Origin of the sequence: Chitinophaga sp. NPDC101104 (assembly GCF_050277495.1) — a bacterium.
Taxonomy (GTDB): domain Bacteria; phylum Bacteroidota; class Bacteroidia; order Chitinophagales; family Chitinophagaceae; genus Chitinophaga.
This window is the reverse complement of sequence record NZ_JBNNSF010000001.1, coordinates 3,529,369-3,553,253: the sequence shown is the minus strand read 5'-3', so window position 1 is coordinate 3,553,253 and position 23,885 is coordinate 3,529,369. Positions and strand designations below refer to the sequence as shown.

The window sequence follows — 23,885 nt, the reverse complement described above, 5'->3', positions numbered from 1 at the left end:
GTTATGGTTAATGGGATGATCTTTTTGCCTCAACCATCCCGGGTTTGATTTCCTGTTTTTTATTGCCCCAGGAGGCGTAGACGTAAGTCAGAACATTGGCGATCTCTTCGTCAGACAGTACCTGTGCGGGCATCACGCCGTTGTATTTTTGTCCGTTTACCGTGATCTCGCCCGTTTTGCCGTGCAGCACGATGTCGATGGCGCGGCCGGCGTCTGCGTTCAGGTAATCGGATTTGGCGAGCGGCGGGAAGGCGTTGGCGATGCCCAGGCCATTGTCCTGGTGGCAAGCCAGGCAGGTTTTGGCATAGACGGTTTTGCCCATGGCGATGCGCTCTTCCAGATTGGCGGCTTTGGGCGCGTCGGGCGCTTTGGCGCCGGGCATTTTCTGGATGGTGCCGCCTTCGGGTTGATAGATGCCTTCCGTTTGCTTGCCGGAATAGAGCTGTTTGTTTTCATCGCCCGAAACGGTGAGCATCCCCAGCGATCCCTTGTTGAAAGTGCGGGTGAGCGAGTGGTCCACGATCACGAAAGTGCCGGGCACTTCCACCTTGAAATCCACGATGGCCGCGCCGCCTGCGGGCACCAGCGTGGTCTGGACGTTTTTGTTGATGAGGTCGCCGCCTTCTACATGCACTTTATCGAATATCTCGCCGATGACGTGGAAAGACGAAATGAGGTTGGGGCCGCCGTTGCCGACGAAGAGCCGTACCGTTTCGCCGACGTTGGCCTTGATGGCGTTTTCGCCCGTGAGCGCGCCCACCTTGCCGTTGAACACCACGTAATCCGGATGTTCGTCTACCGCCTTCTGCATATCGAACGGCTGCAGGCCGGGCTCGCCGTTTTTGCCCTTGGTGTAGAAATCGCCCTGCATGATGTAATATTCCTTGTCCACCGGGGGCAGCCCGCCTTCGGGCTCCACGAGAATAAGCCCGTACATGCCGTTGGCGATGTGCATGGCCACGGGCGCCGTGGCGCAATGGTAAACGTACAGGCCGGGATTGATGACTTTGAAGGAGAAGACCACCTCATGCCCCGGCGCCACGAAGGACGACGCCGCGCCGCCACCGGGGCCGGTTACGGCGTGCAGGTCGATGTTGTGCGGAAGCTTGTTGTCTGGATGGTTTTTCAGGTGGAATTCCACTTCGTCGCCGATACGGGTGCGGATGAAGCTGCCGGGCACCGAGCCGTTGAACGTCCAGTAGAGATACCGTACCCCGTCCGCCATTTCGCCTTCCTTTTCCACGATTTCCATGTTCACGATGAGCTTGGTGGCGGCGCGGTTGCCGACGGGCCTGGGGACCAGCGGCGGGGCCGTCAGTTCCGCGATGCTTTCGCCGGAGACGATCATTTCAGCGGGCGGCGTGCCGGTGCCCGGGCGGCTTTCGTTTTGCGTCGTCGTACAGTTGCTGAGGAGCCCAATGCAGCATGCAGCTCCGAGCAACAATTGATTCCTTGTCATGGTATAAGATTTTAGTTCTGATCTTGTCTGGAAAGCGCCGCGCGCTGCGGGGCTTCGATGGCTTCGGGAACCGGCCGTCCGTACCGCACGAAATCCAGGATGTACAGCACGATGCCGGTGGCGAACAGGGTTGCGCAAAGGATTAGTACTACAAAATGGACTTTGATCTCGTTTTGTACGTCCCCGAAATCCATACCCATCTTACGTTCCAGGTACACCTGGGCTATGCCGGCCACTCCAAAGGCGACCGTCATCCCCAGCATGCCCGTATTGGCGAGCCAGAAGGCCCAGGAGCCGCGGGGCGTGTCGTACAGTTTACGGCCGGTGAGGTTGGGCATCGCGTAGCTGATGAATGCGAGCACGATCATGGCGTAGGCGCCCCAGAAAGCGAGGTGGCCGTGCATGGCGGTGACGAGCGTGCCGTGCGTATAAAGGTTCACCTGCGGCAACGTGTGCGCGAAGCCCAGTACGCCTGCGCCAACGAACGACATGATCGCCGTTCCGATCGTCCAGTTCAATGCGATCTTATTGGGATGCTTCTTCTCGCCCTTGCGGTACATGGCGATGGCGAAGAGCACCATGCCCAGGAAAGCCAGCGGTTCCAGCGCGGAAAAAATGCCGCCCACGATGAGCCAGGTTTTACCGGTGCCGATGAAATAATAGTGGTGCCCCGTGCCGAGGATGCCCGAGATGAAAGTAAGTCCCACGATCACGTACAGCCACTTTTCGATCACTTCGCGGTCTACGCCCGTCAGTTTAATGAGCAGGAAAGAAAGGATACCGCCAAGAATCAGCTCCCACACGCCTTCCACCCAGAGATGCACCACCCACCAGCGGAAGAAGGAGTCGATGGTCTGATTGTCGAACCAGATCATGCCCGGCAGGTACAGCAGCGCCGCGAACACCAGGCCCATCGTGAGCACCAGCGAGGTGGTGGTGCGCTTCCTGCTTTTGAACAGCGTGGCCAGGATGAGGCCCAGGAAGAGGAGGACGTTGACGACTACCAGGTAATCCAGCGGGCGGGGGATCTCAAGGAATTTCCGTCCTTCCCAGTAATTGAAATGATACCCGACGATTGCCGCCACGCCAACGAGCGCGAGGGAAATGAGCTGCACGTAAGCGAGTTTCACGTTCACGAGCTCCCGTTCCGCTTCTTCCGGAATGATGTAATACGCCGCGCCCATGAACCCCGTGAGGAGCCAGACCACCAGCAGGTTGGTATGCACGGCGCGGGCCGTGTTGAAAGGGATGAACTCGTGCAGCACATCATGGCCCACCCGCGCAAATCCCATGACGAAGCCGTACACGATCTGGAGCACGAGCAGCAGCATGGCCAGTGCGAAGAACCAGTAGGCGACCTGTTGACTTTTATATTTCATGGCGTGCGTTATTTGGTGTTGAGGGATGATTTGTAGGTAGGTTTGGGCGGGAAGCCGTTGAGGTCCGTTTCACCGACCCATTTCAGGAAGGCGGTCAGTTCCTTCGTTTCCTGCTCGCTGAAGCCGTAGGCGACCATCTTGCGGCCGCGGGGCTGCCAGGGCGTTTTGGACGTCAGTACGGCTTTGATGTATTGCTCGCCGCGGCGTTCCACCACTTTGGTGAGCTCCGGCGCGTAATAGCCGCCTTCACCCATGATGGTGTGGCAACCCATGCAGTTGTTGTTTTCCCAGAGGCGCTTGCCGGCAACCACCGCGGGTGTGAGGTTTTCTTCATGGGTTTTCTGCGGGACCTCATTACTGAGGCTGTGCCACGACAAGCCGATGAATATCACGAACGTGACGATCGTGCCGCCCAGGAAAAATATCCGGGCGCTGCTTTTTGTTAGCATATGTGGTGGATTTGTGTTGATGAAACGGTTTGGGCCGTTGCCGAAATCGGATATGTTTGTCTTGTTTATATGTCTACAGTTACATTCCCCTCAAAAGGGGGCAGCGCCTCCATCCCCACTCCATCCCAATCCGGCGCCGCCCGGTCTTTTTCGACATGCTGGCAGGTTGATTTTGTTCTAAAAAAAGGATATAAATGTCCTTTATATAGGTAAATGAATCAGATTTTGAGGACCGACAGTTTTTGCTCCACGTCGATGGTCAGGTTGGCGACCAGCGAATCGTTCAGCATCCTGATGATGTCGGCTTTGATGTGTTTATATTGATGATGCACGGGGCATGGATTTTTCTCGGAGCATTCCCGCAGGCCCAGCATACAGTTTTCGGTGATGCCGTTGCCGTCTATGGCCGACACGATCCTGCAGAGGTTGAGGTGCCGAAGCGTGGCTTCGTCGATGAAGAAGCCTCCCTTCACCCCTTTCGCGGAGCTGATCAGCCCGCTCCTCACCAGCTGTTGCAGAACTTTGGCGGTGAATGCCACGGGTGAGCCGATGGCGGTGGCGATTTCTTTCACGCTCGACAGCTCGTTGGCCTTCGCCCGCTGTGCGAGGTAAACCGCCGCCTTGATTCCGTATTCGCATGCCCTTGATAGCATCTTGCAGATTTATGACACAAATATAATCGGCCGGATAATAAAGGACAAATATATCCTCTTATTTCTTTCATGATTTTTATCATCTCCCCGATCAGGCTTGCTGCTGGTGGTTTTCGGGGGAAATGACGGTGGTCATGCCGCGGGATATTTTACGTTAATTAAGGATAATCGACTCTTTTTTGAGGTACATTTGAGGGCCCTTCAGACTTACAAGCCGGGCGGTTAATTATGGAAAGTATCATGTGTGAGCGGCGTGCGGGGAACTGGGTCCGCATCAGTCTCTTCAACCTGTTGGTGGTATCGTTGTTCGGATTGCTGATGCGGTACAAGATCGTGTTTTCGTTACCGGGACTGAACCAGAAATTCCTCCTGCATGCGCACTCCCACTTCGCGTTCGGCGGCTGGGTGAGCCTGTTGCTGATGGTGTTGATGGTGCGTGCGCTCCCGGTGTCGGTCCCGGGAAAATACGGCCGTCTTTTCCACCGCCTGCTGATCGCCTGGCTGGCGTGCGCCTACGGGATGCTGGTGATGTTTACGCTGCAGGGATACGCCTTTGCGTCGATACTGTTTTCCACGGCGGCCGTGGTATTATCTTTCGTGTTTGCCGTATCGTATTTCCGTGCATTGAAGGCGGTTCCCGGGCTTGCGGGCGCCCGTTGGCTGAAAGCTGCGCTGGTATGGAATATGCTATCGGCCATCGGCACTTCCTGCCTGAGTTTGCTCATGGCCACGCACACGGCCAACCAGGAGGCTTACCTGGCTTCCATTTACTGGTATCTCCATTTCCAATACAACGGCTGGTTTTTCTTCGCTTGTATGGGCTTGTTCATTCGCTATCTCCAAGCGCGGGGCATCGCGCTGCCGGGGGAAACGCTGATGTTCAGACTGTTTTTGGGCAGTTGTTTGCCGGCGTATGGATTATCGGTGCTTTGGCTGAAGCTACCTGCCGCCGCTATTGCGATTGCGGGTATCAGCGCCGTGGCGCAGGCGCTGGGCTGGTGTTTGCTGTTGCGGGGGATTTTAAGGTCGATGCGCCAACTCCTTCCTCAATTATCGAAACTTTCTGCCATCATGCTGGCCGTAGCGGGATTGGCGTTCACGGTCAAAATGATATTGCAGCTCGCTTCCGCCGATCCCACCCTCAGCACGATCGCTTTCGGCTCCCGGACGATCGTTATCACTTATCTGCACCTCGTTTTGCTGGTAGGGGTCAGTTTGTTTTTGATGGGGCTTGTGGTGGCGGAGGGCTTGTTGCCGGTTTTCCGGTACGTGCAGGCGGGCGCGGTAGCGTTCACAGCCGGTGTGGTGCTGAACGAATTGCTCCTGGCCGCGCAAAGCATCGGCGGATTGCTGTACTTCCCGCTGCCGGGGATTTTCGAATCGTTGCTGGGCGTGTCGGTATTGATGAGCGTAGGTTTGGGGATGATGAACGCGGGGTGGATGCGTGTTGCCCGTTTGCAGGATTTGCCTGTCCGTAGGGGAAAGCAATAAATCTGGTATCTTGGGGAATGAATAGCCCGATACCCATGGACGACGTTGATTTTTCCATTACGCTGCATAGCTACGGTTGGACGACCTTTCTTATCATCCATAACCAGCATGTCTATACTTACGACGTTTCCGGCGTATTCAGCGATCCCTTGAACGACGTTGCCGATCTGATTACGGCGCTGATCAAACAGGAAAATGAATGTTCACTGCATTGGCACGGTGAGCCTGGCGGTATCGTTCTCCATTTCAGCCGCATCATGAACGCGCGGCATTTGTTGGCCGTAGAGATCAGCGATATTGAAAATGGAAAAACAGAACTGGCATTTCAAATCATGCAAAAACAGCTGATTACCATTCTCTTCCTCCAACTGAAGAAAATTTATCATTTGCTGTCGGAAAAGCATTATGCCAAAGGCAGAACGAACGAATTCCCTTTTGGGAAATATGAAATGCTGACAAAGTTGATGCGAGAATATCTGCCCGCAGTGGTTTCGGAATAGCCAGAAATGCCTAGTTGCAGTGAGTCAAAAGTTCAGTTGGTTAAGTTTTCTCCTTAACTGGATCTCCTTGGCCGAAAACGCTGTCGTGCAGCCGGTCTGCAAGCGCCTCGATATCATTCCGCTTCGCCAGTTGTTGTAACCATGTTTCCGGAATATCGGCTGCGCCATACAAAACGCCCGCAAGCGCACCGGCCACCGCACCGGTAGTATCCGTATCACTTCCTAAATTCACTGCTTTCAACACGGCTTCGGAATAATTCCCGGTTTCCAGGATGCACCATATCGCCGCTTCCAGTGTGTGGACCACATATCCGCCACTGTGTATCGACGATTCGGGCAGTAATGGGAACGATGAATCGAACAGGCGATGGAAATGGGCGATTTCATTCGGATGGATGGAGATACTTTTCAAGAAATCCGGAAAGTTCTTGCGAAGCACATTAAATACCTCAAGCTTCTCCTTTCCTTCCATCAACAACCGCACAAATTCCAGGAAGTAATGACAGGCGATCGCCGAACGAACGTGCCCATGCGTAATAGCCGACACCTGCCTTGTTATCCGGTACCGTTCCTTTTCCTCTTTTTGGCCGATGCGGAAAGCCAGAGGGAATATGCGCATGAGAGAACCGTTGCCGTTATCGTCTTCCTCCATCCCTCCTGCCAGTTCGGGCGGCGTACCGGTCTTCAGCCGGTAAATGGCTTCGTTGGTAGCCATGCCGATGTCAAAAACACTGCCATGTGGCGTCCACCACTTTTCATATCGCCAGCGGATGAAATTGTCCGCCATCTTTTGCAGATTGATCCCTTCCACCAACGCCTCCGCCTGGCAGCACGCGAGCGACGTGTCGTCTGACCAGGTGCCCGGCGGCTGGTTATGGCTACCGTATCCTTTCATTTCCGTAACTGGCCGCTGGCGGAGGAATTCACGGTCCTTGAACTCCACCGGCACGCCGAGCGCATCGCCTGTTGCGAGCCCCAGTAGCCCGTCTTTTACAAAATTCCGTTGTTGCATCAGAAAGGGAATATAATCAGAATTTATCTATCACGATGCAGCCACCCCGTTCTTTTCCGCAGCAGCACTCCGGCTTTCTTCGAATTTCTTCCTGTTCAACCGCATCAGCCAATTGCGCAACGGTTCATCATACAACCGTAGCGCCAGGTACCCCATCAGCAGACTGGCCACAAACACACAAGCCGCCACCACATAAATCTCCTGCTGCCCGGGCTTCGCCTTCGCCATCCAGTTCCCGAACCCCCACACCATCCAGATATGCGTCATGTACAATGGATAAGACAACCGGCCCGTGAACCGGCAAAATCCACGCAGCCAGCCATTCACGCTGGCTCCTGCACCGAGCGACAGCAACAAGGGGAAAACGATCATCACCAGCGCCATTTCAACGATCCAGTCGTTATTGAAATGAGGGAATATAAACACGCCGATCAGCAAAAGCCCCAGCACCGCGAAATTCCATTTGTTGCGGATGGTCCAGTTGAAACGGTAAACGGTCAATCCCGCCAGGAAGGAGAAAAATACCCGCGCAAAACCATCCGGGAACGTGGGCGCGTCCCAGCCGGTGATGATCCACCCGCGATAGGCCGCCACAGCGCAGATCCACACCGCAGAAATACCGAGCAATACCAGCAGCGAGCGTTTCGGCAGGCGTAGCAGCACAAGCCCGTAAAAGATATTGATGAGATATTCCATCAGCAGCGACCATGCCGGCGTGTTGTAGGGGAACAGTCCCTCCGCCCTGCCGGGCAACCAGGGGTACGGTAACATGAGCAACGAACAGAGAAACGCCAGCAACACCGCGCCCAGTCCGGCTTCGGCCATATTGGCGGCGCCGGTGAACGGGTCCCAGATGTAGCCGATCAGCCCGATGACACTGCCCCAGATCACCATGGGATGCAGGCGGATGAGGCGGTTGCGGAAGAAGGTCGTAAGGCCCAGTTTCGGTGCGCGGCCGTCGTAGGCATACCCGATCACGAAGCCCGACAGGCAAAAGAAGAAATCCACCGCCAGGTAACCGTGCCCGATGGGGCTTTTCGTATAGTCGGGCGTAATGAATTCGTACAGGTGAAATATGACGATCGAAATGGCGGCAAGGCCACGCAGCCCATCCAGTACATCGAAGTGCTGGCGCGATTGTAGCAGATTTTTGGTTTCCATGTCCGCATAAATTAGCTTTCCCACGGCTAATTCGGAAATATGGGACAAGATTATGAGGGTTTTGGTGAAAAATATATCAAAGAGGCAAGAAAAAAGCAGCCTCCATGCGGAGACTGCTTTTCATATATCGGATGTGTTTGCCTTAGTTGAGATCGAAGCGGTCGAGGTTCATCACTTTATTCCATGCCGCCACGAAATCGTTCACGAATTTCTGCTGTCCGTCCGAACTGCCGTAGACTTCCGCAATGGCGCGCAGCTCGGCATTGGAGCCGAAAACGAGATCGGCGCGGGTGGCGCTCCATTTCGGTTTGCCGGTAGCGCGGTCCGTACCTTCGTAGATCTCACGGGCATCCGACGTCGCTTTCCAGGCCGTGTTCATATCGAGCAGGTTCACGAAGAAATCGTTCGTGAGCTGGCCGGGTTTGCTGGTAAATACGCCGTAGTTCGATCCGTCGAAGTTGGTGCCGAGCACGCGTAGCCCGCCAACGAGCACGGTGAGCTCGGGTGCGGAGAGCGTGAGGAGTTGTGCTTTGTCGATCAGCAGCTCTTCCGTCGAAACGGGGAATTGCGGCTTGCGGTAGTTCCGGAAACCATCGGCGATGGGTTCCAGGAAACCTACGGATTCCACGTCTGTCTGCTCCTGCGAAGCATCCATCCTGCCGGGCGTGAACGGCACTTTCACGGCGTTCCCCGCGTCTTTGGCGGCTTTCTCCACTCCTGCCGCACCGGCGAGCACGATCAGGTCGGCGATGGAAACTTTCTTGCCGTTTTTCTGTGCGCTGTTGAAAGCTTGCTGGATTTCTTCCAGTTTGCCCAGCACTTTTTGCAGTTGCGGCGGATTGTTCACGTTCCAGAATTTCATGGGCGCGAGGCGGATGCGCGCGCCGTTGGCGCCGCCGCGCTTGTCTGAGCCGCGGAAAGTGGAAGCTGAAGCCCAGGCCGTGCTAACGAGCTCGGATACACTGAGGCCGCTGGCGAGTACCTGCGCTTTGAGGTCGGCGATGTCTTTTTCGTCGATCAGCGGATGGTCGACCGCCGGGATGGGATCCTGCCAGATGAGCTCTTCTGCCGGAACGTCTGCCCCGAGGTAGCGGGAACGCGGGCCCATGTCGCGGTGCGTGAGCTTGAACCATGCACGGGCGAATGCGTCTGCGAAGGCATCGGGGTTTTCGAGGAATTTGCGGGAGATCTTCTCGTAGATGGGGTCGAAGCGGAGCGACAGGTCGGTCGTGAGCATGGTGGGTTTATGTTTCTTACCGCTGTCGTACGCATCGGGGATAATGTCTCCCGCGTTTTTGGCGACCCACTGATGCGCGCCGGCCGGGCTCTTGGTGAGTTCCCATTCGAATGCGAAGAGGTTTTCGAAGAAGTTGTTGCTCCATTTTGTAGGTGTGGTGGTCCAGGTCACTTCCAGGCCGCTGGTAATGGTGTCTGCACCTTTACCGGAGCCGAAGGAGTTGTGCCAGCCGAGGCCCTGCTGCGCGAGGTCTGCCGCTTCCGGTTCCGCGCCGACGTGTGTGGCGGGCGCTGCGCCGTGGGTTTTACCGAAGCTGTGGCCGCCGGCGATGAGGGCTACGGTTTCTTCGTCGTTCATCGCCATTCTGCCGAAGGTGTCGCGGATGTCTTTAGCCGCGGCGATGGGATCGGGATTGCCGTCCGGCCCTTCGGGGTTTACATATATAAGGCCCATTTGCACCGCAGCGAGGGGTTTTTCCAGGTTGCGGGATTTGTGCATATGTCCTTTGTCGTCGTCAGATGAAACCACGCCATGGTTTTCCACTACGCCGGGCGATCCGTCCGCATAACGGATATCGCCGCCGAGCCAGGTGGTCTCTGAGCCCCAGTATACGTCTTCGTCCGCTTCCCAACGGTCTTGCCGCCCGCCGGCGAAGCCGAACGTTTTAAAGCCCATGGATTCCAGGGCAACGTTGCCGGTCAGGATGAGGAGGTCGGCCCAGGAGAGTTTGTTGCCGTATTTCTGTTTGATGGGCCACAGGAGCCTGCGGGCTTTATCGAGGCTCACATTATCGGGCCAGGAATTGAGCGGGGCGAAGCGTTGCTGTCCGGACCCGGCGCCGCCACGGCCGTCACCCACGCGGTAGGTGCCTGCGCTATGCCAGGCCATACGGATGAAAAGGGGGCCGTAATGCCCGAAGTCTGCCGGCCACCACGATTGTGAATCGGTCATCAATGCATGGAGATCTTTTTTTACCGCTTCCAGGTCGAGGGATTTGAAGGCTTCGGCATAATTAAAGTCTTCGCCCAGCGGGTTGGAAAGCGGGGAATGCTGGCGCAGGATGTTCAGCTTCAGCTGGTTGGGCCACCAGTCGCGGTTCTTGGTGCCGCCACCGCCAACGTTGTGTTTCATGCTGCCGTTGTGGAACGGGCACTTGCTAATGTCATTTGATTCTTTCCCCATGTGTAAATTTTTTTTGCGTATTAGTAGAAACAATTTCCGGTACGTTGATGTTCGGTGGTAAAATTAACCGCTTATGAATATAAAGAAAATTGATTGATTCGATTATCGAATAGATACAGTCTATTTGGATGGCCTATGGCAGGTTTGCGGCGAACTATCCCTTAATCTACGAACTATATCCATCATTATCAACCTTTTCCATTTGTCGAAGAAAAAAATGTAGCCAAATGGCAAAATAAATTTGTGTAGTTATATAGCTACGCTTATATTTGTAGTCAAATAGCTACATTATGAATCTGAGAAGAGATGTTTTTCAGGCTATCGCGGACCCGACAAGGAGGGCCATTCTGATGCTGGTAGCCTCCCAGTCCATGACCGCCGGCGCCATCGCCGCCAATTTCGACACGGCGCGGCCCACGGTTTCCAAGCACCTGGCCATACTCACCGAATGCGAGTTGCTGGAGCCGGAGCAGAGCGGGCGGGAAGTCATTTATCACCTCAATCCGAAAAAAATGAAAGAGATCGCGGATTTCATCGAGCCGTTCCGGCAGTTATGGGAAGACAGGTTCAACAAGCTTGAAGCGATCATGAAAAACTATAAACCTAAAAAATAGTATCTTATGGAACGAAAAACCAAACTCACCGCCGAAGAAGGCAAACAGGAACTGGTGATCACCCGGGAATTCGATTTGCCGCTGGCACTGCTCTTTAAAGCGTATGAAGACCCCGAGATCGTGGAGCAATGGATGGGCACAAAAGTCCTCAAGCTGGAAAATCACGCCCACGGCGGCTGGCAATACGAAACCAGCGATCCCAAAGGCAACGTGGTATTCAGGGCCAACGGCGTTATCCATGACTTTGTTCCGGAACAGCGCATCACCCGCACGTTCGAGATGGAGAACACCCCGTTCCCCGTGCAGCTGGAGTTCTTCGAATTCGAATCGCTTTCCCCCGACACCAGCAGGCTGGTCATGAAAATCGTGTATAAATCCGTGGCCGACCGCGACCAGATGCTGAAACTCCCCTTCGCCCAGGGCATCAATATGGCCCACAACAAACTGCAGGAAGTCGTTAACAAACTTAAATAATCCATCATGGCACACATCGTCACCAATCCGAAAGTAGACGCCTTCATCGGCCGTGAAGATAAATGGCAGGAAGCCTTCGAATCGCTGCGCGACATTCTGCTCGATTGCCAGCTGACCGAAACGCTGAAATGGGGCGTTCCCTGTTACACGTATCAGAACGTGAACGTGGTACTGATGCACGGTTTCAAGGATTATTGCGCCTTGCTATTCTTCAAGGGCTCCCTCCTCCCCGATCCGAACGGCCTGCTGGTGCAGCAGACGGAAAACGTGCAGGTGGGCCGGCAGCTCCGGTTCACCGGTGCCAAAGATATCCAGAAACTGAAAGCGGTCATCCGCAACTATGTCCACGACGCCATCCAGGTGGAAGCGCAGGGATTGGAGCCGCAGTACAAAAAAGTCGCGGAGTTCGCGGTGGCGGAAGAATTCCAGGTGAAGCTGAACAAAAGCGCCGCGCTCCGCAAAGCTTTCGAATCACTTACGCCCGGCCGGCAGCGCGGATACCTCCTCTACTTCGCGTCCGCCAAACAGGCGAAAACCCGCGCCGCCCGCGTGGAAAAATATATCCCGCAAATCATGGACGGCAAAGGGCTCGACGATTGATCCAACTTTTCCTAACACACACTCACACACACTTACTATGAAAAAAAGCAGCAAAATCATTTACTGGATCGCCACCATCTGGCTGGCTTTGGGCATGCTCTCCGGCGGCATCATGCAATTGATCCAATATAAGGACTCCGTGCAGGGCATCATGCACCTGGGATATCCCGCTTACTTCGTGTCGCTCCTCGGCGTCTGGAAAATCCTGGGCGTTGTGGCGCTGCTCGTTCCCGGCTTCCCCGTGGTAAAGGAATGGGCGTACGCGGGTTTTTTCTTCGCCATGTCCGGCGCGGTGATTTCGCATGTGATTTCCGGCGATGGCTTCGCCCAGATTGCGCCTTCCCTTTTCGCGCTGATCCTTACCGTGATTTCGTGGTACTTCCGGCCGGAGAGCCGCAGGGTGCGGGCAGTTGCATAAACATTTAACCTGACGCATGAAGCGGCAACGGGAAGTTCCTGTTGCCGTTTTTTTTATTACGGTTCCCCCATCCCCATAGCCCCTTTTTACCACCGGCGTTGTCCTGTTATCGTGTTGATGCTCCAACCGGTAACCCGGCTACTCTTTTGTTTTCACTCATCTTTATCCGAAACCCAAAAAATTGCCAAAATCATGAAAATCAAGCTCCTGTTGAGTGGTTGCGCCTTTGCGATGAGCGCAATGCTCTGCTCCTGCAGCAAGGAAAAAGTCGGAACGCCCGACGCCGCCCCCAGACCCGATCAAGCACTGTCCGCCCTCCCGCCCGCTTCTTCCTATTCCGTCCCCCTCGCCGGCAACGGCTATGTGACCACCCTCGCGGCCGGCGGCGCGGAAGTGATCACCAGCAACGGCCTCGGCAACTGGACGAGCGCCAGCAGCATCGCCAGCGCCTGGTTCCGCCTCGCGCAAGCCGGCACGCTGAACGTGTCCATCCGCGCCAAAGTGCCCTCGGGCTCCAGTACCATCCAGGTGACCGTCAACGGTAACAATTTCACGAAAACCATAACCGGTTCCTCCTACGCCACGCATTCCATCGGTTCCGTGACCATCGCGGCAGCAGGATATGTACGGGTGGACCTGAAAGGGATTTCCAAAACCGGCAGCTACTTCGGCGATGTATCAGACATCATCATCAGCGGCGCATCCACGGCCAGCGACGTCGTGTACGCCAACGATCCCGCCAATTTTTACTGGAGCCGCCGCGGCCCTTCCGTGCACATGGGCTATACGATCCCCGCGGGGAACACGGCCGAGTGGTTCTATAACGAAATGACCATCCCCTCCGGCGAAGACAAAATAGGCTCCTATTTCATGAGCAACGGTTTCTCGCAAGGCTATTTCGGGATCCAGGTCAACAGCGCCACCGAGCGCCGCGTCCTGTTTTCCGTCTGGGACCCCAGTTCCGGCAAAACCACGCTCGTGCGCAAAGGCCCTAACGTGGTCGATAATACGTTCGGCGGCGAGGGCACCGGTGGACAAAGCTACTTGGTCTTCAATTGGGCAGCAGGTACCACATACCGGTTCCTGACGCAGATCAAGCCCGACGGAACGGGCGCTTCGCTGTTCTCGTCGTGGATTTATACGCCCGAAACTTCGTCGTGGCGCTTCATCGCCACCTGGAAGCGCCCCAACACCGTGACGTATTATACCGGCGCGCATTCCTTCCTCGAAAACTTCATCGATACCCGCGGCTATCTCGGCCGGAAAGTGCGGTACAACAACCAATGGGTCCGCAATACCGCGGGCACCTGGGTTGAGCTGACGCAGGGCCGGTTCACGACGGATGCGACCGGTACCAACGATCAGCGCCGCGATTACGCCGGCGGGCTCGACGGCGGCAGTTTCTACCTGCGGAACGGTGGTTATTTCGCTACACCTACCGCGTATGGCTCCACGTTTACGCGGCCTGCACTCGGCGTGGCGCCCAGCGTCAACCTCGCTACCTTGCCATAACCAGGGCATGCGGTTGGAGCATGGGAATATCCGCCCGGGAGTGCCGGGCGGATTTTTTATGTCATGTAATGTGGATGTTGGATCAGATGAGCCCGCGGCGGATGGCTTCTTTCACGAGGCCCACGGTATTTTTGACCCGCAGTTTGTGGATGATGTTCTGGCGATGGGTTTCCACGGTACGGAGGCTGATACAGAGGCGCGCGGCGATCTCGGGATTGGACAGTTCTTCGGCGATGAGCTGGAGGATGTCCTTTTCGCGCCGGGTGAGGGGGATTTCGTACCGGCTGACGGGATGCTCGGCCAGGGCTTCCTGGACAAGGCCGTTGCGGATGTAATCGTCGATGTATTTCTCTCCTTCCATCACCTTGCCGATAGCGGTAAAAAGCGCGTCCATCCCCGAATTCTTGACCAGGTAACCCGCCGCGCCGCTGCGGATCATTTGTTTGACATAAGCGGGCGTATCGTGGCTGGTGAGCACCACTATCCGGATGTCGGGGAACTGCTTGTGGATTTTACGGCAAAGCTCGGGGCCGGAGAGGCCGGGCATCTGGATGTCCAGCAGCAACACATCCGGCTGGCGGGTCTGCAGCTGCTCCCATAGCGAATCGCCGTCCTGCGCCTGGAACAGTATCTGAAAACCGGGGCGCGTGGCCAGCATGGCCCGTAATCCGTTCACGACGATGAGATGGTCGTCTGCAATGGCGATGTTTATGCTATTGGACATGCAAATTTATTTATGGACAGCGGATGTTTTGAGATCAGGGATGTTCATCGGGGCTGATTTCGGGGCAAAATTAACGGGATTCGGCCCATTAAAAGTAAGTGTTTTACGTAGATTAATATTTACGTTGCCGCACGGTAGCCCGGCGGCGGGTTTCGGGGTTCCTTTGCATCCGGATCTATGGTGCCGTATCCCCGACAAACGAACGGAGCGGCTCCTCACGAAACCATGAGCCCCATGCAGAAAATTACCTTTTTTATCGCCGGCCTCCTGAGCCTTGCACCGCTCGCAGGGTTTGCCCAAGAGCTGCGCCCGCGTACCGCCGGCGAAGACCGTTTCTGGAAGAAAGCGGACGCAGTTGTAAGGAAAGCCATCCCCCACACGCCCGGCAACGGTTGGGAGATTTCCGCTGAAACGACCGACGATTCCGGGTTTCAGCCGGATAAAACATGGGCCGAAGATAAAGGCCCTTATTCCTACGTCTACGAAATCACCTTCGTCCTTAACCCCGAAACCGTAAAAGCCCGGCTGGATTCCGTGGCGCAGCTCGTCGTTACCGCGCCCGAGCGGGCCGAAGAACTGGTCAGGCAAATGGAGCGGATATCCGCCGAGGCGCAATGCCGGATCGTGATGATCGTGAATTCGAATTACAGCGCATTGGGATTTTGTTCCGGGAAGCCCTCCTTTCCCACATACCCCGCTACCACGGCCGCTGTTCGCGTGCCGGCGGGCGCTTCCTGCGAGGCCGCGACCATGCTCCTCCTCGGCAAATTTGCAAAACCCGCGACGGATAAGCTCGACGGGCAGTCGGGCACCGTATCGGCCAACGGGATATTGACGGGCGGAGGGGCGTTTACGCTGCACAATGTCGAGATCAAGTTCCGGGCTGCGCCCGATGTGGCGGATTTTTTCATCCGGAAAACGGATATCGCCGGATTGGCGGCCCTCGTCGGCACAAGCCTCCGGTAACCGGATCTTCCATCCATCCCATCATAAACAATTAAACCCCGATACAATGAAAAGTTATCTGTTATTCCTGGGAATCCTCACCTGCCTGGGATTCCAGCAATGTAAAAAAGACGACGCAAAAGCGCAGGACCCGTATGCCGGCGTCCCCTCCAGCCGCGTACCTGCGCAACTGACCGGAGTGCTTTGGTTCAGCGGCACGCTGTCGGCCATCTCCTATTTCGACCGCGACGGCCACCATCTCGGCAACGACTACGAAGCCGGCCGCGAATACCAGTTCCAGGAAAAAGACGGCAAAGGCCGCATGGTATTTTTCCAGTACCTGGGCCTGCGCACTTCCGGTTCCTGCGTTACCGAGCACTTCACGCGGCTCGAGGGCTCGGTGGTGTTCGAGGGCGACCTGTTCACGTTCTATCCCGTGAAAGGCGAGTACAAAACCGTGAAAGACAAATGTGCTGCCGGCAATGGCGTTACCAGGCGGGCCGCGGCCAACGACGACCTGAAGCCCATCAAATACCGTTGGGAAATAAAAATCATTGATGGGGAACGATTACTCTATACCTATGAAGAACAGGACACGGCGCATGAAGCGGCCTTGTTCGTATACAGGATGACGGAATAATTGGGGGGCATGCGAGAGAAGGCAGGCAATTGTAAGATGATGATGCACAATCCTGCCGCATGAGCGCCGTGCAGCCTTTACGAAGGTTGTGCGGCTGTTCATTTTATAACCGGGAGCGCAACAGTTTCTTGATGATCGTGATTTGCCCCAGATGATAATGCGTATGCTCGATGATGCCATGCAGGTTCCGGTAATAATTGCCGTACCGGGGATCCTGGAAAACTTCCATCAGTTGCGCCTCCGGGATTTTTTCGATTTCGTCCGCGAACGCTTCCGCGTCTTCCAGGGCTTTGTCGGCCAGCTGGCGCCATTCAGCTTCCGACCGCAGCGGCGGGAGGTCGAAGGCGAATTTGTCGCTCGCCTGCAGCGGCGCGCCCCGCAACACTTTCAGGACCTCGCTAACGTAGTAGTTCATATGGTAAACCAGTGCGGCGATGGTATTGAGAGGGCCCGAAGGCGTTGTGGCTTCCTGCCAGGTAACGTCGGCCAGCACGTCCTTCAGATTCACGGCCGTCCAGTTGCCGCCAAAATGTACGCCCCGGAAATGTTGCGCGATTTGTTGAGCCAGGTGCATATGCATGGGTTTGGTTGGGAAGTTAATGTATAATTATCTGCGATGGACCGATGAATTGACGTATGCGATTCGTCCCCATGAAACCGCTTCCGGTTTCCGTTAATCCGCAGCTGCCATTCATGAAGCGGCCCCCGCAGCCGGAGGCGGGCAGCATTACCTTTGGTGCCATCACTGTTAAAACCTCAAAAAATGAAACACGTAGTTAAACCCTTCGCATGCTGCGCCATTGCAGTTGTAACCCTCGCCGGGCTGAACGCCTGTAAAAAGGAACCGCCCATCCAGTCGAACGACAAAAAATTCAGCACATCGCTTTTCAAGAAAAACCTGCAGGAAGCCCTTGCCAGTGCACGCGGGTACCAGTTCGTCATCACCCAAAACGGACAGGTGGCCGACACGGCGGCGTATGGTATTCAATCCATCGACGGTAAAAAGTCCGATCTTCATGCCTTCACCAACATCGCCAGCGTCACCAAAACGCTCACAGCGGCCACGGTGGTGCAGTACATGTTGCAAAAGGATGTGACGATCGAGTCGAAGATCGGTCGGTGGCTGCCTGCTTCCTGGTACATTCACGACAGCATCCGCAACATCACGTTCAAACAATTAATGACGCATACCTCCGGCATCAGGGGCAGCCAGACCGATTGGGAGCCGCTCATGAGCACGGTGGCATCGCCCATCACGGCGCCGAAAACTCCGGAGTACTCGAACATCAATTTCGCGCTGTTCCGGGCCATCCTGCCCAAACTGAACGATTCCGTGAAATTCCGCCAGCAGGAACAACTGCTCGCTCCCGGTGAATTCCGTAAATGGATGAGCCAGGAATACATCCGCCTCGTGAACGTGCATGTGCTTTCGAAAGCCGGGATTCCTGCACGCGGCTGCGCGCCGGTAGAAGGCAAAATGACCCAGATGATGTCTGAAGCGCCTTACCGGCTCATCGGCAGCGATTTCGGGAACTGGACGGAGAAATGCGGCGGCGGCGGATGGGTGCTCACCACCATGGAGATGTCGCGCATCATCGTCTACCTCACACATACCAATAACATCCTTTCCCCGGAAGAACGCCAGCTGATGGATGATAACCGCCTGGGCTGGATCGCGCGCTTCCCCGTGACGGGAGGCCTCGCTTACGGCCATGACGGCGCTTTGTACGTAGACCGTAATAAAGTGGAAGGACTGAACTGGGGCGACGTGGGCAGCCAGACGCTCATCATCCGCCTGCCCGCGAAAGTGGAACTGGCTATGGGAATCAACTCCCTGGGGGCCGACTGGCGCAAGGTGTACGACATCGTGGCGCTGGCCTACAACAAATCCTGGAAGTAGTATTAACCGCATATCCCGTGAATGAAGGCGCCCCCGGTACTCCGGGGGCTTTTTTATGAAAGGGGCCGCAACGACGAACCATCTCCGGCAGACTTTTTCTGCGTTGCATGCAGGGAAAAGTTTATATTGGAGTACGGAAACCCTATATCCCTGACCGTTATGTGCTATCCCTACGTCCATTTGACGGAGACTTCCCTGCTCCTTTTCCGGTTGTACTGCCGCATGCGTCTGCAACGCAGCAGCCTGGAAAATCGTTTGGGCCGCCTGCTGGCAAGCCTTCTCCCGGACGCCTCCTCCATCCTTCCCCCTGCCACCTTTCAGCGAATGGCCGCTTACCAGGAAATCGCGGAACATATCCTGTGTGGAGGCCTGGCGCGCATGCAGGGCCGGCGCCTCAGCGAAGCGGAACAAACCCGTTTGCAGTTGTTGGCCGTTGTGAGTACGTTGTTGCAGGATTTGCCGGATAACCGTTCCGCCGGTCATTCGAGGATTTTACAGTTGATACGCTCCCCTGACGGATTCGAGCCGCAGGATGCTTCGGAGTCGTTGCTCCGCGAAGCCTACCTCCGGCTGTTGACCATCGCCGCCGAGCCCCGCCGCGTGACGGCCCATTGCTGCGAAGCAGTGCATTGGCAGGAAGCGTCGTACCGGCAGAAAGACGCCGCTATTTCCGAAGCGGAGCTTTTCCGCATCACCTATCACAAACGTTTTCATGCGGTGTTGCTGATGTATACGGTGTTCGACAGGTACCCGTCTCCCGAAGAAACGGCGATGACCTTTCCCCTGGCGGGTTTGATGCAACTGACAAATGATGTGTCCGGCATCTGGACGGATATCCGTTCCGGTATTTATACCATTCCCATTCTCTACCGGCGGTACGGCCGGCTGGAAAGAAGGTTCCAGGCGGAAAGTGCGCGCTTCAACCAGGCCCTCGCGCGGCTGCCCTATCCGCCCGCCCTGAAACAGGAATATGCGATCACGGTACACGCGGTCCACGCCATGGGCTTGCTCGCCATCCGCAGCTTGCGGAAGGAAGCCGCCGGCGTGAGGGATGTGGGGGAACTGGCTTTGCTGGGAAGGAAAAAACTGGCGTTCGATCTGCGTAACCCGGCGGTGGTGTTGGCGCTGGCCCGGAAAGTCCGCGACCTCACGAACCTCACTTCGTTCGATGGTCCCACCGAGCCCGCACTGAAAAGGGATACCCGCCAGTCAGCGCGGAGTTGACTTTTTCTTCGGGATCATCCACCAGGCGATAATGCCCGACAACCAGCCCATGATGGCGGAAATCAGCAGTATTTTCTGATATGCGGTGGTAAAGCCTTCTTTATACAATGCTTTCACGCCAGCCGTCATATCCGCCGGTACGCCGCCGGGCGGATGTGCATTGCCAAGGTTCGTGGTTTCGGCTACCACGGCCGTTTTGAGCGATTCGTTCATCGCGAAGGTATCCAGCCCTGATCGTACATCCTTTGCGAACAGCAGCACGGCCAGTGCGCCGAAAATGGCCGTGGCGAACACGCTTGCGATGCGCGTCACCGCATTGTTGACGCCCGACGCCGTTCCGGATAACTGTGGTTGGAGGGAGCCCATCACAGTGGCCGTTAACGGCGCTACGGTGAAAGACATGCCCAGCCCCATCACGAGGATCCCCGGGAAGAAGGTGGTCCAATAGGCGGAAGGGCCGGCCGTTTTCCCTACCAAAGACATGAGGAACAAACCCGTTCCCGCCAGCAGCGGCCCGCCAACGAGAAAAGGCCGCGGCCCCGTTTTGTCTGCCCAGCTGCCCGCCGGCCGCGCCAGCAGAATCATAAGCACGGTAAACGGCAGGAAAGTAAGCCCGGATTGCAGCTGGCTATATCCCTGCACCTGCACCATGTTGAGGGAAAGGAACAGCATACCCGTTCCCATGGCGGCATAGAGGAAAAAAGTCAAAAGATTGGCGCCGGAAAATGTGCGGTTCCGGAACAGGTGCAACGGCAACATGGGATGCGGGGATTTCACTTCTACCACGATGAAAGCCGCCAACAGCGCAACTCCCGCCGCAATAGCGCCCCAGGATTGCCAATGACTGAAACCGTATTCGGGCATCCGTAAAAATCCGAAAGTAAGGGAAGCAAGCCCCAGCGCCGTAAGCGCCCCGCCCAGGTAATCGATCCCGCTGGTAGCCGATGCGTCCCGCTGTTCGGGAACGTGGCGGCGCAAAATGAACAACGACACCAGTCCCAGCGGCACGTTGATGAAAAAGATGTACCGCCATAACCCCGCATCCGCCAAAGCCCCTCCCAGCACCGGCCCGCCCATGGTCACCAGCGTGGTGAACGCAGACCAGGTGCCGATCGCCTTGCCCTTTTCATTTTCGTCCACCGAAGAAGACAGCAGCGACAGGCTCCCCGGGATCATGAGCGCCCCGCCCCCGCCCTGCACCACCCGGAAAAGGACCAGCTGCTCCACCGTTGCCGCCAGGCCGCACGCCGCAGACCCCGCAATGAAAACGATTATCCCCGTCATAAACACGCGCTTGCGCCCCAACCGGTCGCCCAGCGCGCCGCCAACGAGTATGAGCGCCGCGAGCATGAGCAGGTACGCGTTCAGTACCCAGAATAGCCCGGCCGCAGTGGCCTGCAACTGGTTTTGCAGGGATGGCAGCACCACGTTCAATGCGGTACCGTCGATAAATGCCATGGAAGACGCCAGGATGGTGGCGGCCATTACGTTCCGGCCTGTGGGTGAGGATAGCGGGTAAGTCGACATCGTCTTCTATTAACAGCCAATCCCCGGAAATGTTTCCCGTCAGCTCATGCCCATGGCTTCGTAAAACTGTTTTACGTAGGTATCGCCAACGGGGACCATGTGCTGGCCCATAAAAATCCGCTGTTTCTCGACGCTGTCGATCTTGTTCATGGCCACGATGAACGATTTGTGCACCCGGATGAACTGCCGTGGCGGCAGCGCTTCTTCGAAGCTCCGGAGATTTTGGAGGGTGAGGATTTTTTGCGTGGCCGTCTGGATGGCCACGTAGTTGCGGAGGGCTTCCACGAAGAGGATTTCGCTGAAATTGAGGCGGATGATCCGCTTGTCTGTCCGGATGAAAATGAAATCCGGTTGCGCTGCTACCACGGGCTGCTGCGCCTGTTTCCCGGTCACTTTCTGGACGGCTTTCACGAACCGGTCGAACGGAACGGGTTTGAGCAGGTAATCGGCCGCATCGTACTGGAACCCGTCGAGCGCATATTCGTCGTACGCGGAAACAACGATCACGGCCACGTCTGTCTGTCGCAGCTGCATGAATTCGATCCCGGATAGCTCCGGCATCTGGATGTCTAGGAAAACGAGCTTGACGGAGGGCTCATTGCGGAGGAAGGCCAGGGCTTCCAGCGGATTGTTGAAAGTGCCGGCCAGCGAGAGCTCCGGCATTTTACGGATGAATTCGGTGATGACCTGGACGGCCAGCGGCTCATCGTCCACCACTATGCATTGAATGGCCATTTTCCCAATGAATTTGCAGGTGACTGGAATATTCGTGTTCCGTTTCGCGGATGGTAAGATCGTATTGACCGGGGTAGACCAGCTCCAGGCGCTTCCGGACGTTGACGAGCCCGATGCCGCCGGTCTGGTCTTTGCGCTTGCGGGTCTTGAAATTATGGACGGTAAACCCGAGCCCCTCGCCCGAGCAATCCACGCTGATCTCCACCGGCTGCTCCGGCCGGTTGGCTACGCCATGCTTGAAAGCGTTCTCGACGAACGGGACCAGCAGCAGCGGCGCGATCCCGAATGCCGCCGGGTCGCCGGAAACCCGCATCCGGACACAGTCCTGGCACCCCGTCCGCAAACGCTGCATCGCGATGAAATCTTCGAGGTACTTTAATTCGTCGGACAGCCGGGTGCGATATCCCGCCACCGGCGGCTGTTCCGTCATATACTCCAGTATCTGGGAAAGCGTATGCGCCGCATCTACCACCTGCGGCGAGCGTACCAGCGCCAGGCTATAAATACTGTTGAGGCTGTTCATGAGGAAATGCGCGTTCAGTTGCATTTTGAGGATGGCGAATTCGGCGTCCTGTTTTTGCAGCGCAAGTTGCTTCCGCCGTTTATCTTCCGCCAGCCAGGCGAAAAACAGTACGTACGCCAGGGCTGCGCAAAGCACCACGGCGTTCGTCCACATCTCGGTGCGGAAATAGTGCCAGTAATCCTTGTATAGCTTCACGCCGTTTCGATAGCCGATCTCGAGGATTTCGGTGCGGAAGAAGTTGTCGGCGATGGCGAATTTCACGGTGGTGCCGATAACGACCAATAAGATCAGTCCTGCTGCGAGCCGGCCCCATTTCCGGTGCTCCAGGAACTGGGGGAAAACGAGCCGGATGGCGGCATAGCATATCCCGAAATTCAGTAGTCCGAACACGCCGCGGTTAATGTGCAGGTATCGGAACGAAAGCGGTGTGAAGGCGCGCGGCATCCCCAGGATGCTGAGCCCGTACATCACGAGCATCCACAACACGAGCAATGCGGCGAATTCCCGGAGGCGATGGAAGTGTTCAGGCCGGTCCGGCATACAGCGGGGTTTTAAAACGGCGCATATCGGCGGTGCCCGGCAGCCATTGCGCCAATCGTTGCAAAAGCGATGTGCCGGCGGAAGAGCTGAGCGCGAGCTCGTCTGCCCCAATTTCCAGTTTCAGCACCACGGGCAGGCCGTTTTGGGAACGGGCGAGCAGTTTTTCCGCCGCGGTTTGCAGCAGCAACGGTGTAACGTACCGGCCGGTGGTGGGGCCGGTCATATGCAGGCTTACCTGCTGGCCGGGGAAGAGCCGGTTATGCAGTTTGAGGTAGATATCGAAATAATACAGCTCCCGGTCGAGGGGGGCTTTGTCGAGCTTCACGCCTTTGTCATACAGCATATACCGCAGCAGTTCCGACAGTTGAAGGATGGCTTCGGCACCTTCTTTTTCCCTTTTTTCCTCCGTTTCCAGCAGCGATTTGATGGCTTTCAGCTTGCGGAGGAGCAACCCGGTCGACACCTGCATCTGCGCGAACTGTTTTCCCGCCGCGGCCGCTTCCAGCTCCAGCCGGCGGCTTTGGCGGTCGCCCGTGCGCCACATGAGGAAAACGTAATACGCATAGGCGGCGAGGCCGACCAGTATCCCCGTTTGCAGGGTCATCCGGAAATAGCTCCAGAACGTATGGTAAGTTTTCTTAAAGCCGATCATGGCGATCCCCAGCTGCAGGATCTCGTCGGGCCAGATGTGGCCTACGCCGTATTTCAGCATGCAAAACGCGAGCACCGTGCTGAAGGCGAGTAATAACGCCCGTGAGGTGCCGGCCCTGGCGTGCAGCGGGTATACCACGAACACGAGGAGATAAAACAGGTGGAAATTGATGAAGCCGAAAACGATGAAGCGGGTGATCGTGTACCGGAGGCCCAACGGACTGGAAATGTTACCTTTGAGCATCGGGAATATATACAACAGCACCAGCGCCATCCACACGGCGAGATGAATCCAGTACCTATATGTTTTTTGCGTAGGCATGAGATGCTAAGAT

General features: G+C 56.3%; 24 protein-coding genes. 11 read left to right on the top strand and 13 right to left on the bottom strand.

Going from position 1 to position 23,885, the window contains the following annotated elements; genetic code table 11:
* Positions 1 to 7 precede the first annotated feature (7 nt).
* The 4 genes from nirK to ACQKLP_RS14250 form a co-directional block, all read right to left on the bottom strand.
* The gene (gene nirK / locus ACQKLP_RS14265; RefSeq protein WP_427323413.1) at positions 8 to 1,459 is read right to left on the bottom strand and encodes a copper-containing nitrite reductase; all 1,452 of its coding nucleotides are present in this window, start codon (positions 1,457 to 1,459) and stop codon (positions 8 to 10) included.
* Positions 1,460 to 1,470: 11 nt separating this feature from the next.
* Positions 1,471 to 2,838: a cbb3-type cytochrome c oxidase subunit I gene (locus tag ACQKLP_RS14260; protein WP_427323412.1), complete on the bottom strand. Its 1,368-nt coding sequence runs from the start codon at positions 2,836 to 2,838 to the stop codon at positions 1,471 to 1,473.
* An 8-nt stretch (positions 2,839 to 2,846) separates the two neighbouring features.
* Entirely contained in the window at positions 2,847 to 3,287 is a 441-nt protein-coding gene (locus tag ACQKLP_RS14255; RefSeq protein ID WP_427323411.1) for a c-type cytochrome, read from the bottom strand.
* Between the two features lie 218 nt (positions 3,288 to 3,505).
* Positions 3,506 to 3,940: an RrF2 family transcriptional regulator gene (locus tag ACQKLP_RS14250; protein ID WP_427323410.1), complete on the bottom strand. Its 435-nt coding sequence runs from the start codon at positions 3,938 to 3,940 to the stop codon at positions 3,506 to 3,508.
* 228 nt (positions 3,941 to 4,168) lie between these two features.
* Here ACQKLP_RS14250 and ACQKLP_RS14245 point away from each other — a divergent pair, with 228 nt between their 5' ends.
* Both ACQKLP_RS14245 and ACQKLP_RS14240 read left to right on the top strand, forming a co-directional pair.
* Positions 4,169 to 5,431 carry a hypothetical protein gene (locus tag ACQKLP_RS14245; protein WP_427323409.1) on the top strand — a complete coding sequence of 421 codons (1,263 nt, stop codon included), beginning with the start codon at positions 4,169 to 4,171 and terminating at the stop codon, positions 5,429 to 5,431.
* A gap of 149 nt (positions 5,432 to 5,580) precedes the next feature.
* On the top strand, positions 5,581 to 5,931 hold the full coding sequence (locus ACQKLP_RS14240; protein ID WP_427323408.1) for a hypothetical protein: 351 nt from the start codon (positions 5,581 to 5,583) through the stop codon (positions 5,929 to 5,931).
* A 40-nt stretch (positions 5,932 to 5,971) separates the two neighbouring features.
* Here ACQKLP_RS14240 and ACQKLP_RS14235 read toward each other — a convergent pair whose 3' ends face one another.
* The 3 genes from ACQKLP_RS14235 to katG all read right to left on the bottom strand — a co-directional run bounded on the left by ACQKLP_RS14235 (position 5,972) and on the right by katG (position 10,523).
* The gene (locus tag ACQKLP_RS14235; protein ID WP_427323407.1) at positions 5,972 to 6,943 is read right to left on the bottom strand and encodes an ADP-ribosylglycohydrolase family protein; all 972 of its coding nucleotides are present in this window, start codon (positions 6,941 to 6,943) and stop codon (positions 5,972 to 5,974) included.
* A 30-nt stretch (positions 6,944 to 6,973) separates the two neighbouring features.
* Positions 6,974 to 8,104 carry an acyltransferase family protein gene (locus tag ACQKLP_RS14230; RefSeq protein WP_427323406.1) on the bottom strand — a complete coding sequence of 377 codons (1,131 nt, stop codon included), beginning with the start codon at positions 8,102 to 8,104 and terminating at the stop codon, positions 6,974 to 6,976.
* Positions 8,105 to 8,246: 142 nt separating this feature from the next.
* A complete protein-coding gene (katG, locus tag ACQKLP_RS14225; protein WP_427323405.1) occupies positions 8,247 to 10,523 on the bottom strand; it encodes a catalase/peroxidase HPI in 2,277 nt (758 codons plus the stop codon).
* A gap of 290 nt (positions 10,524 to 10,813) precedes the next feature.
* On the opposite strand from katG, the gene ACQKLP_RS14220 reads away from it, so the two are divergent.
* From ACQKLP_RS14220 to ACQKLP_RS14200, 5 genes are all read left to right on the top strand, one after another.
* The gene (locus ACQKLP_RS14220; protein ID WP_341839678.1) at positions 10,814 to 11,137 is read left to right on the top strand and encodes a metalloregulator ArsR/SmtB family transcription factor; all 324 of its coding nucleotides are present in this window, start codon (positions 10,814 to 10,816) and stop codon (positions 11,135 to 11,137) included.
* 6 nt (positions 11,138 to 11,143) lie between these two features.
* On the top strand, positions 11,144 to 11,611 hold the full coding sequence (locus tag ACQKLP_RS14215) for an SRPBCC family protein (RefSeq protein WP_427323404.1): 468 nt from the start codon (positions 11,144 to 11,146) through the stop codon (positions 11,609 to 11,611).
* A gap of 6 nt (positions 11,612 to 11,617) precedes the next feature.
* A complete protein-coding gene (locus tag ACQKLP_RS14210; RefSeq protein ID WP_427323403.1) occupies positions 11,618 to 12,211 on the top strand; it encodes a YdeI/OmpD-associated family protein in 594 nt (197 codons plus the stop codon).
* 37 nt (positions 12,212 to 12,248) lie between these two features.
* Entirely contained in the window at positions 12,249 to 12,629 is a 381-nt protein-coding gene (locus tag ACQKLP_RS14205) for a DoxX family protein (RefSeq protein ID WP_427323402.1), read from the top strand.
* 192 nt (positions 12,630 to 12,821) lie between these two features.
* Complete coding sequence (locus tag ACQKLP_RS14200; RefSeq protein WP_427323401.1) at positions 12,822 to 14,141, top strand: DUF3472 domain-containing protein; 1,320 nt, start codon at positions 12,822 to 12,824, stop codon at positions 14,139 to 14,141.
* Between the two features lie 82 nt (positions 14,142 to 14,223).
* On the opposite strand, the gene ACQKLP_RS14195 is transcribed toward ACQKLP_RS14200, so the two are convergent.
* A complete protein-coding gene (locus ACQKLP_RS14195; protein WP_427323400.1) occupies positions 14,224 to 14,865 on the bottom strand; it encodes a response regulator in 642 nt (213 codons plus the stop codon).
* A gap of 234 nt (positions 14,866 to 15,099) precedes the next feature.
* Between ACQKLP_RS14195 and ACQKLP_RS14190 the strand changes: the two genes are divergently transcribed.
* Positions 15,100 to 15,831, top strand: a complete 732-nt coding sequence (locus ACQKLP_RS14190; RefSeq protein WP_427323399.1) for a hypothetical protein — start codon at positions 15,100 to 15,102, stop codon at positions 15,829 to 15,831.
* 46 nt (positions 15,832 to 15,877) lie between these two features.
* Entirely contained in the window at positions 15,878 to 16,450 is a 573-nt protein-coding gene (locus ACQKLP_RS14185) for a hypothetical protein (RefSeq protein ID WP_427323398.1), read from the top strand.
* 103 nt (positions 16,451 to 16,553) lie between these two features.
* Here the strand turns inward: ACQKLP_RS14185 and ACQKLP_RS14180 are convergent, their stop codons facing one another.
* Positions 16,554 to 17,024: a DinB family protein gene (locus ACQKLP_RS14180; RefSeq protein WP_427323397.1), complete on the bottom strand. Its 471-nt coding sequence runs from the start codon at positions 17,022 to 17,024 to the stop codon at positions 16,554 to 16,556.
* A gap of 189 nt (positions 17,025 to 17,213) precedes the next feature.
* On the opposite strand from ACQKLP_RS14180, the gene ACQKLP_RS14175 reads away from it, so the two are divergent.
* The gene (locus ACQKLP_RS14175; RefSeq protein WP_427323396.1) at positions 17,214 to 18,350 is read left to right on the top strand and encodes a serine hydrolase domain-containing protein; all 1,137 of its coding nucleotides are present in this window, start codon (positions 17,214 to 17,216) and stop codon (positions 18,348 to 18,350) included.
* A gap of 159 nt (positions 18,351 to 18,509) precedes the next feature.
* The gene (locus tag ACQKLP_RS14170) at positions 18,510 to 19,574 is read left to right on the top strand and encodes a hypothetical protein (RefSeq protein WP_427323395.1); all 1,065 of its coding nucleotides are present in this window, start codon (positions 18,510 to 18,512) and stop codon (positions 19,572 to 19,574) included.
* Here the strand turns inward: ACQKLP_RS14170 and ACQKLP_RS14165 are convergent.
* From ACQKLP_RS14165 to ACQKLP_RS14150, 4 genes are read right to left on the bottom strand one after another with little or no spacing between them, the layout of a single operon-like run.
* On the bottom strand, positions 19,560 to 21,101 hold the full coding sequence (locus ACQKLP_RS14165) for an MFS transporter (protein ID WP_427323394.1): 1,542 nt from the start codon (positions 21,099 to 21,101) through the stop codon (positions 19,560 to 19,562). The two genes, ACQKLP_RS14170 and ACQKLP_RS14165, sit on opposite strands and share 15 nt — an antisense overlap.
* 39 nt (positions 21,102 to 21,140) lie before the next feature.
* A complete protein-coding gene (locus ACQKLP_RS14160; RefSeq protein ID WP_126243695.1) occupies positions 21,141 to 21,836 on the bottom strand; it encodes a LytR/AlgR family response regulator transcription factor in 696 nt (231 codons plus the stop codon).
* On the bottom strand, positions 21,805 to 22,899 hold the full coding sequence (locus ACQKLP_RS14155) for a sensor histidine kinase (RefSeq protein ID WP_427323393.1): 1,095 nt from the start codon (positions 22,897 to 22,899) through the stop codon (positions 21,805 to 21,807). The genes ACQKLP_RS14160 and ACQKLP_RS14155 overlap by 32 nt, the downstream gene beginning before the upstream one ends.
* On the bottom strand, positions 22,883 to 23,872 hold the full coding sequence (locus ACQKLP_RS14150) for a histidine kinase (protein ID WP_427323392.1): 990 nt from the start codon (positions 23,870 to 23,872) through the stop codon (positions 22,883 to 22,885). Before ACQKLP_RS14150 ends, ACQKLP_RS14155 begins: the two co-directional genes overlap by 17 nt.
* Positions 23,873 to 23,885 lie beyond the last annotated feature (13 nt).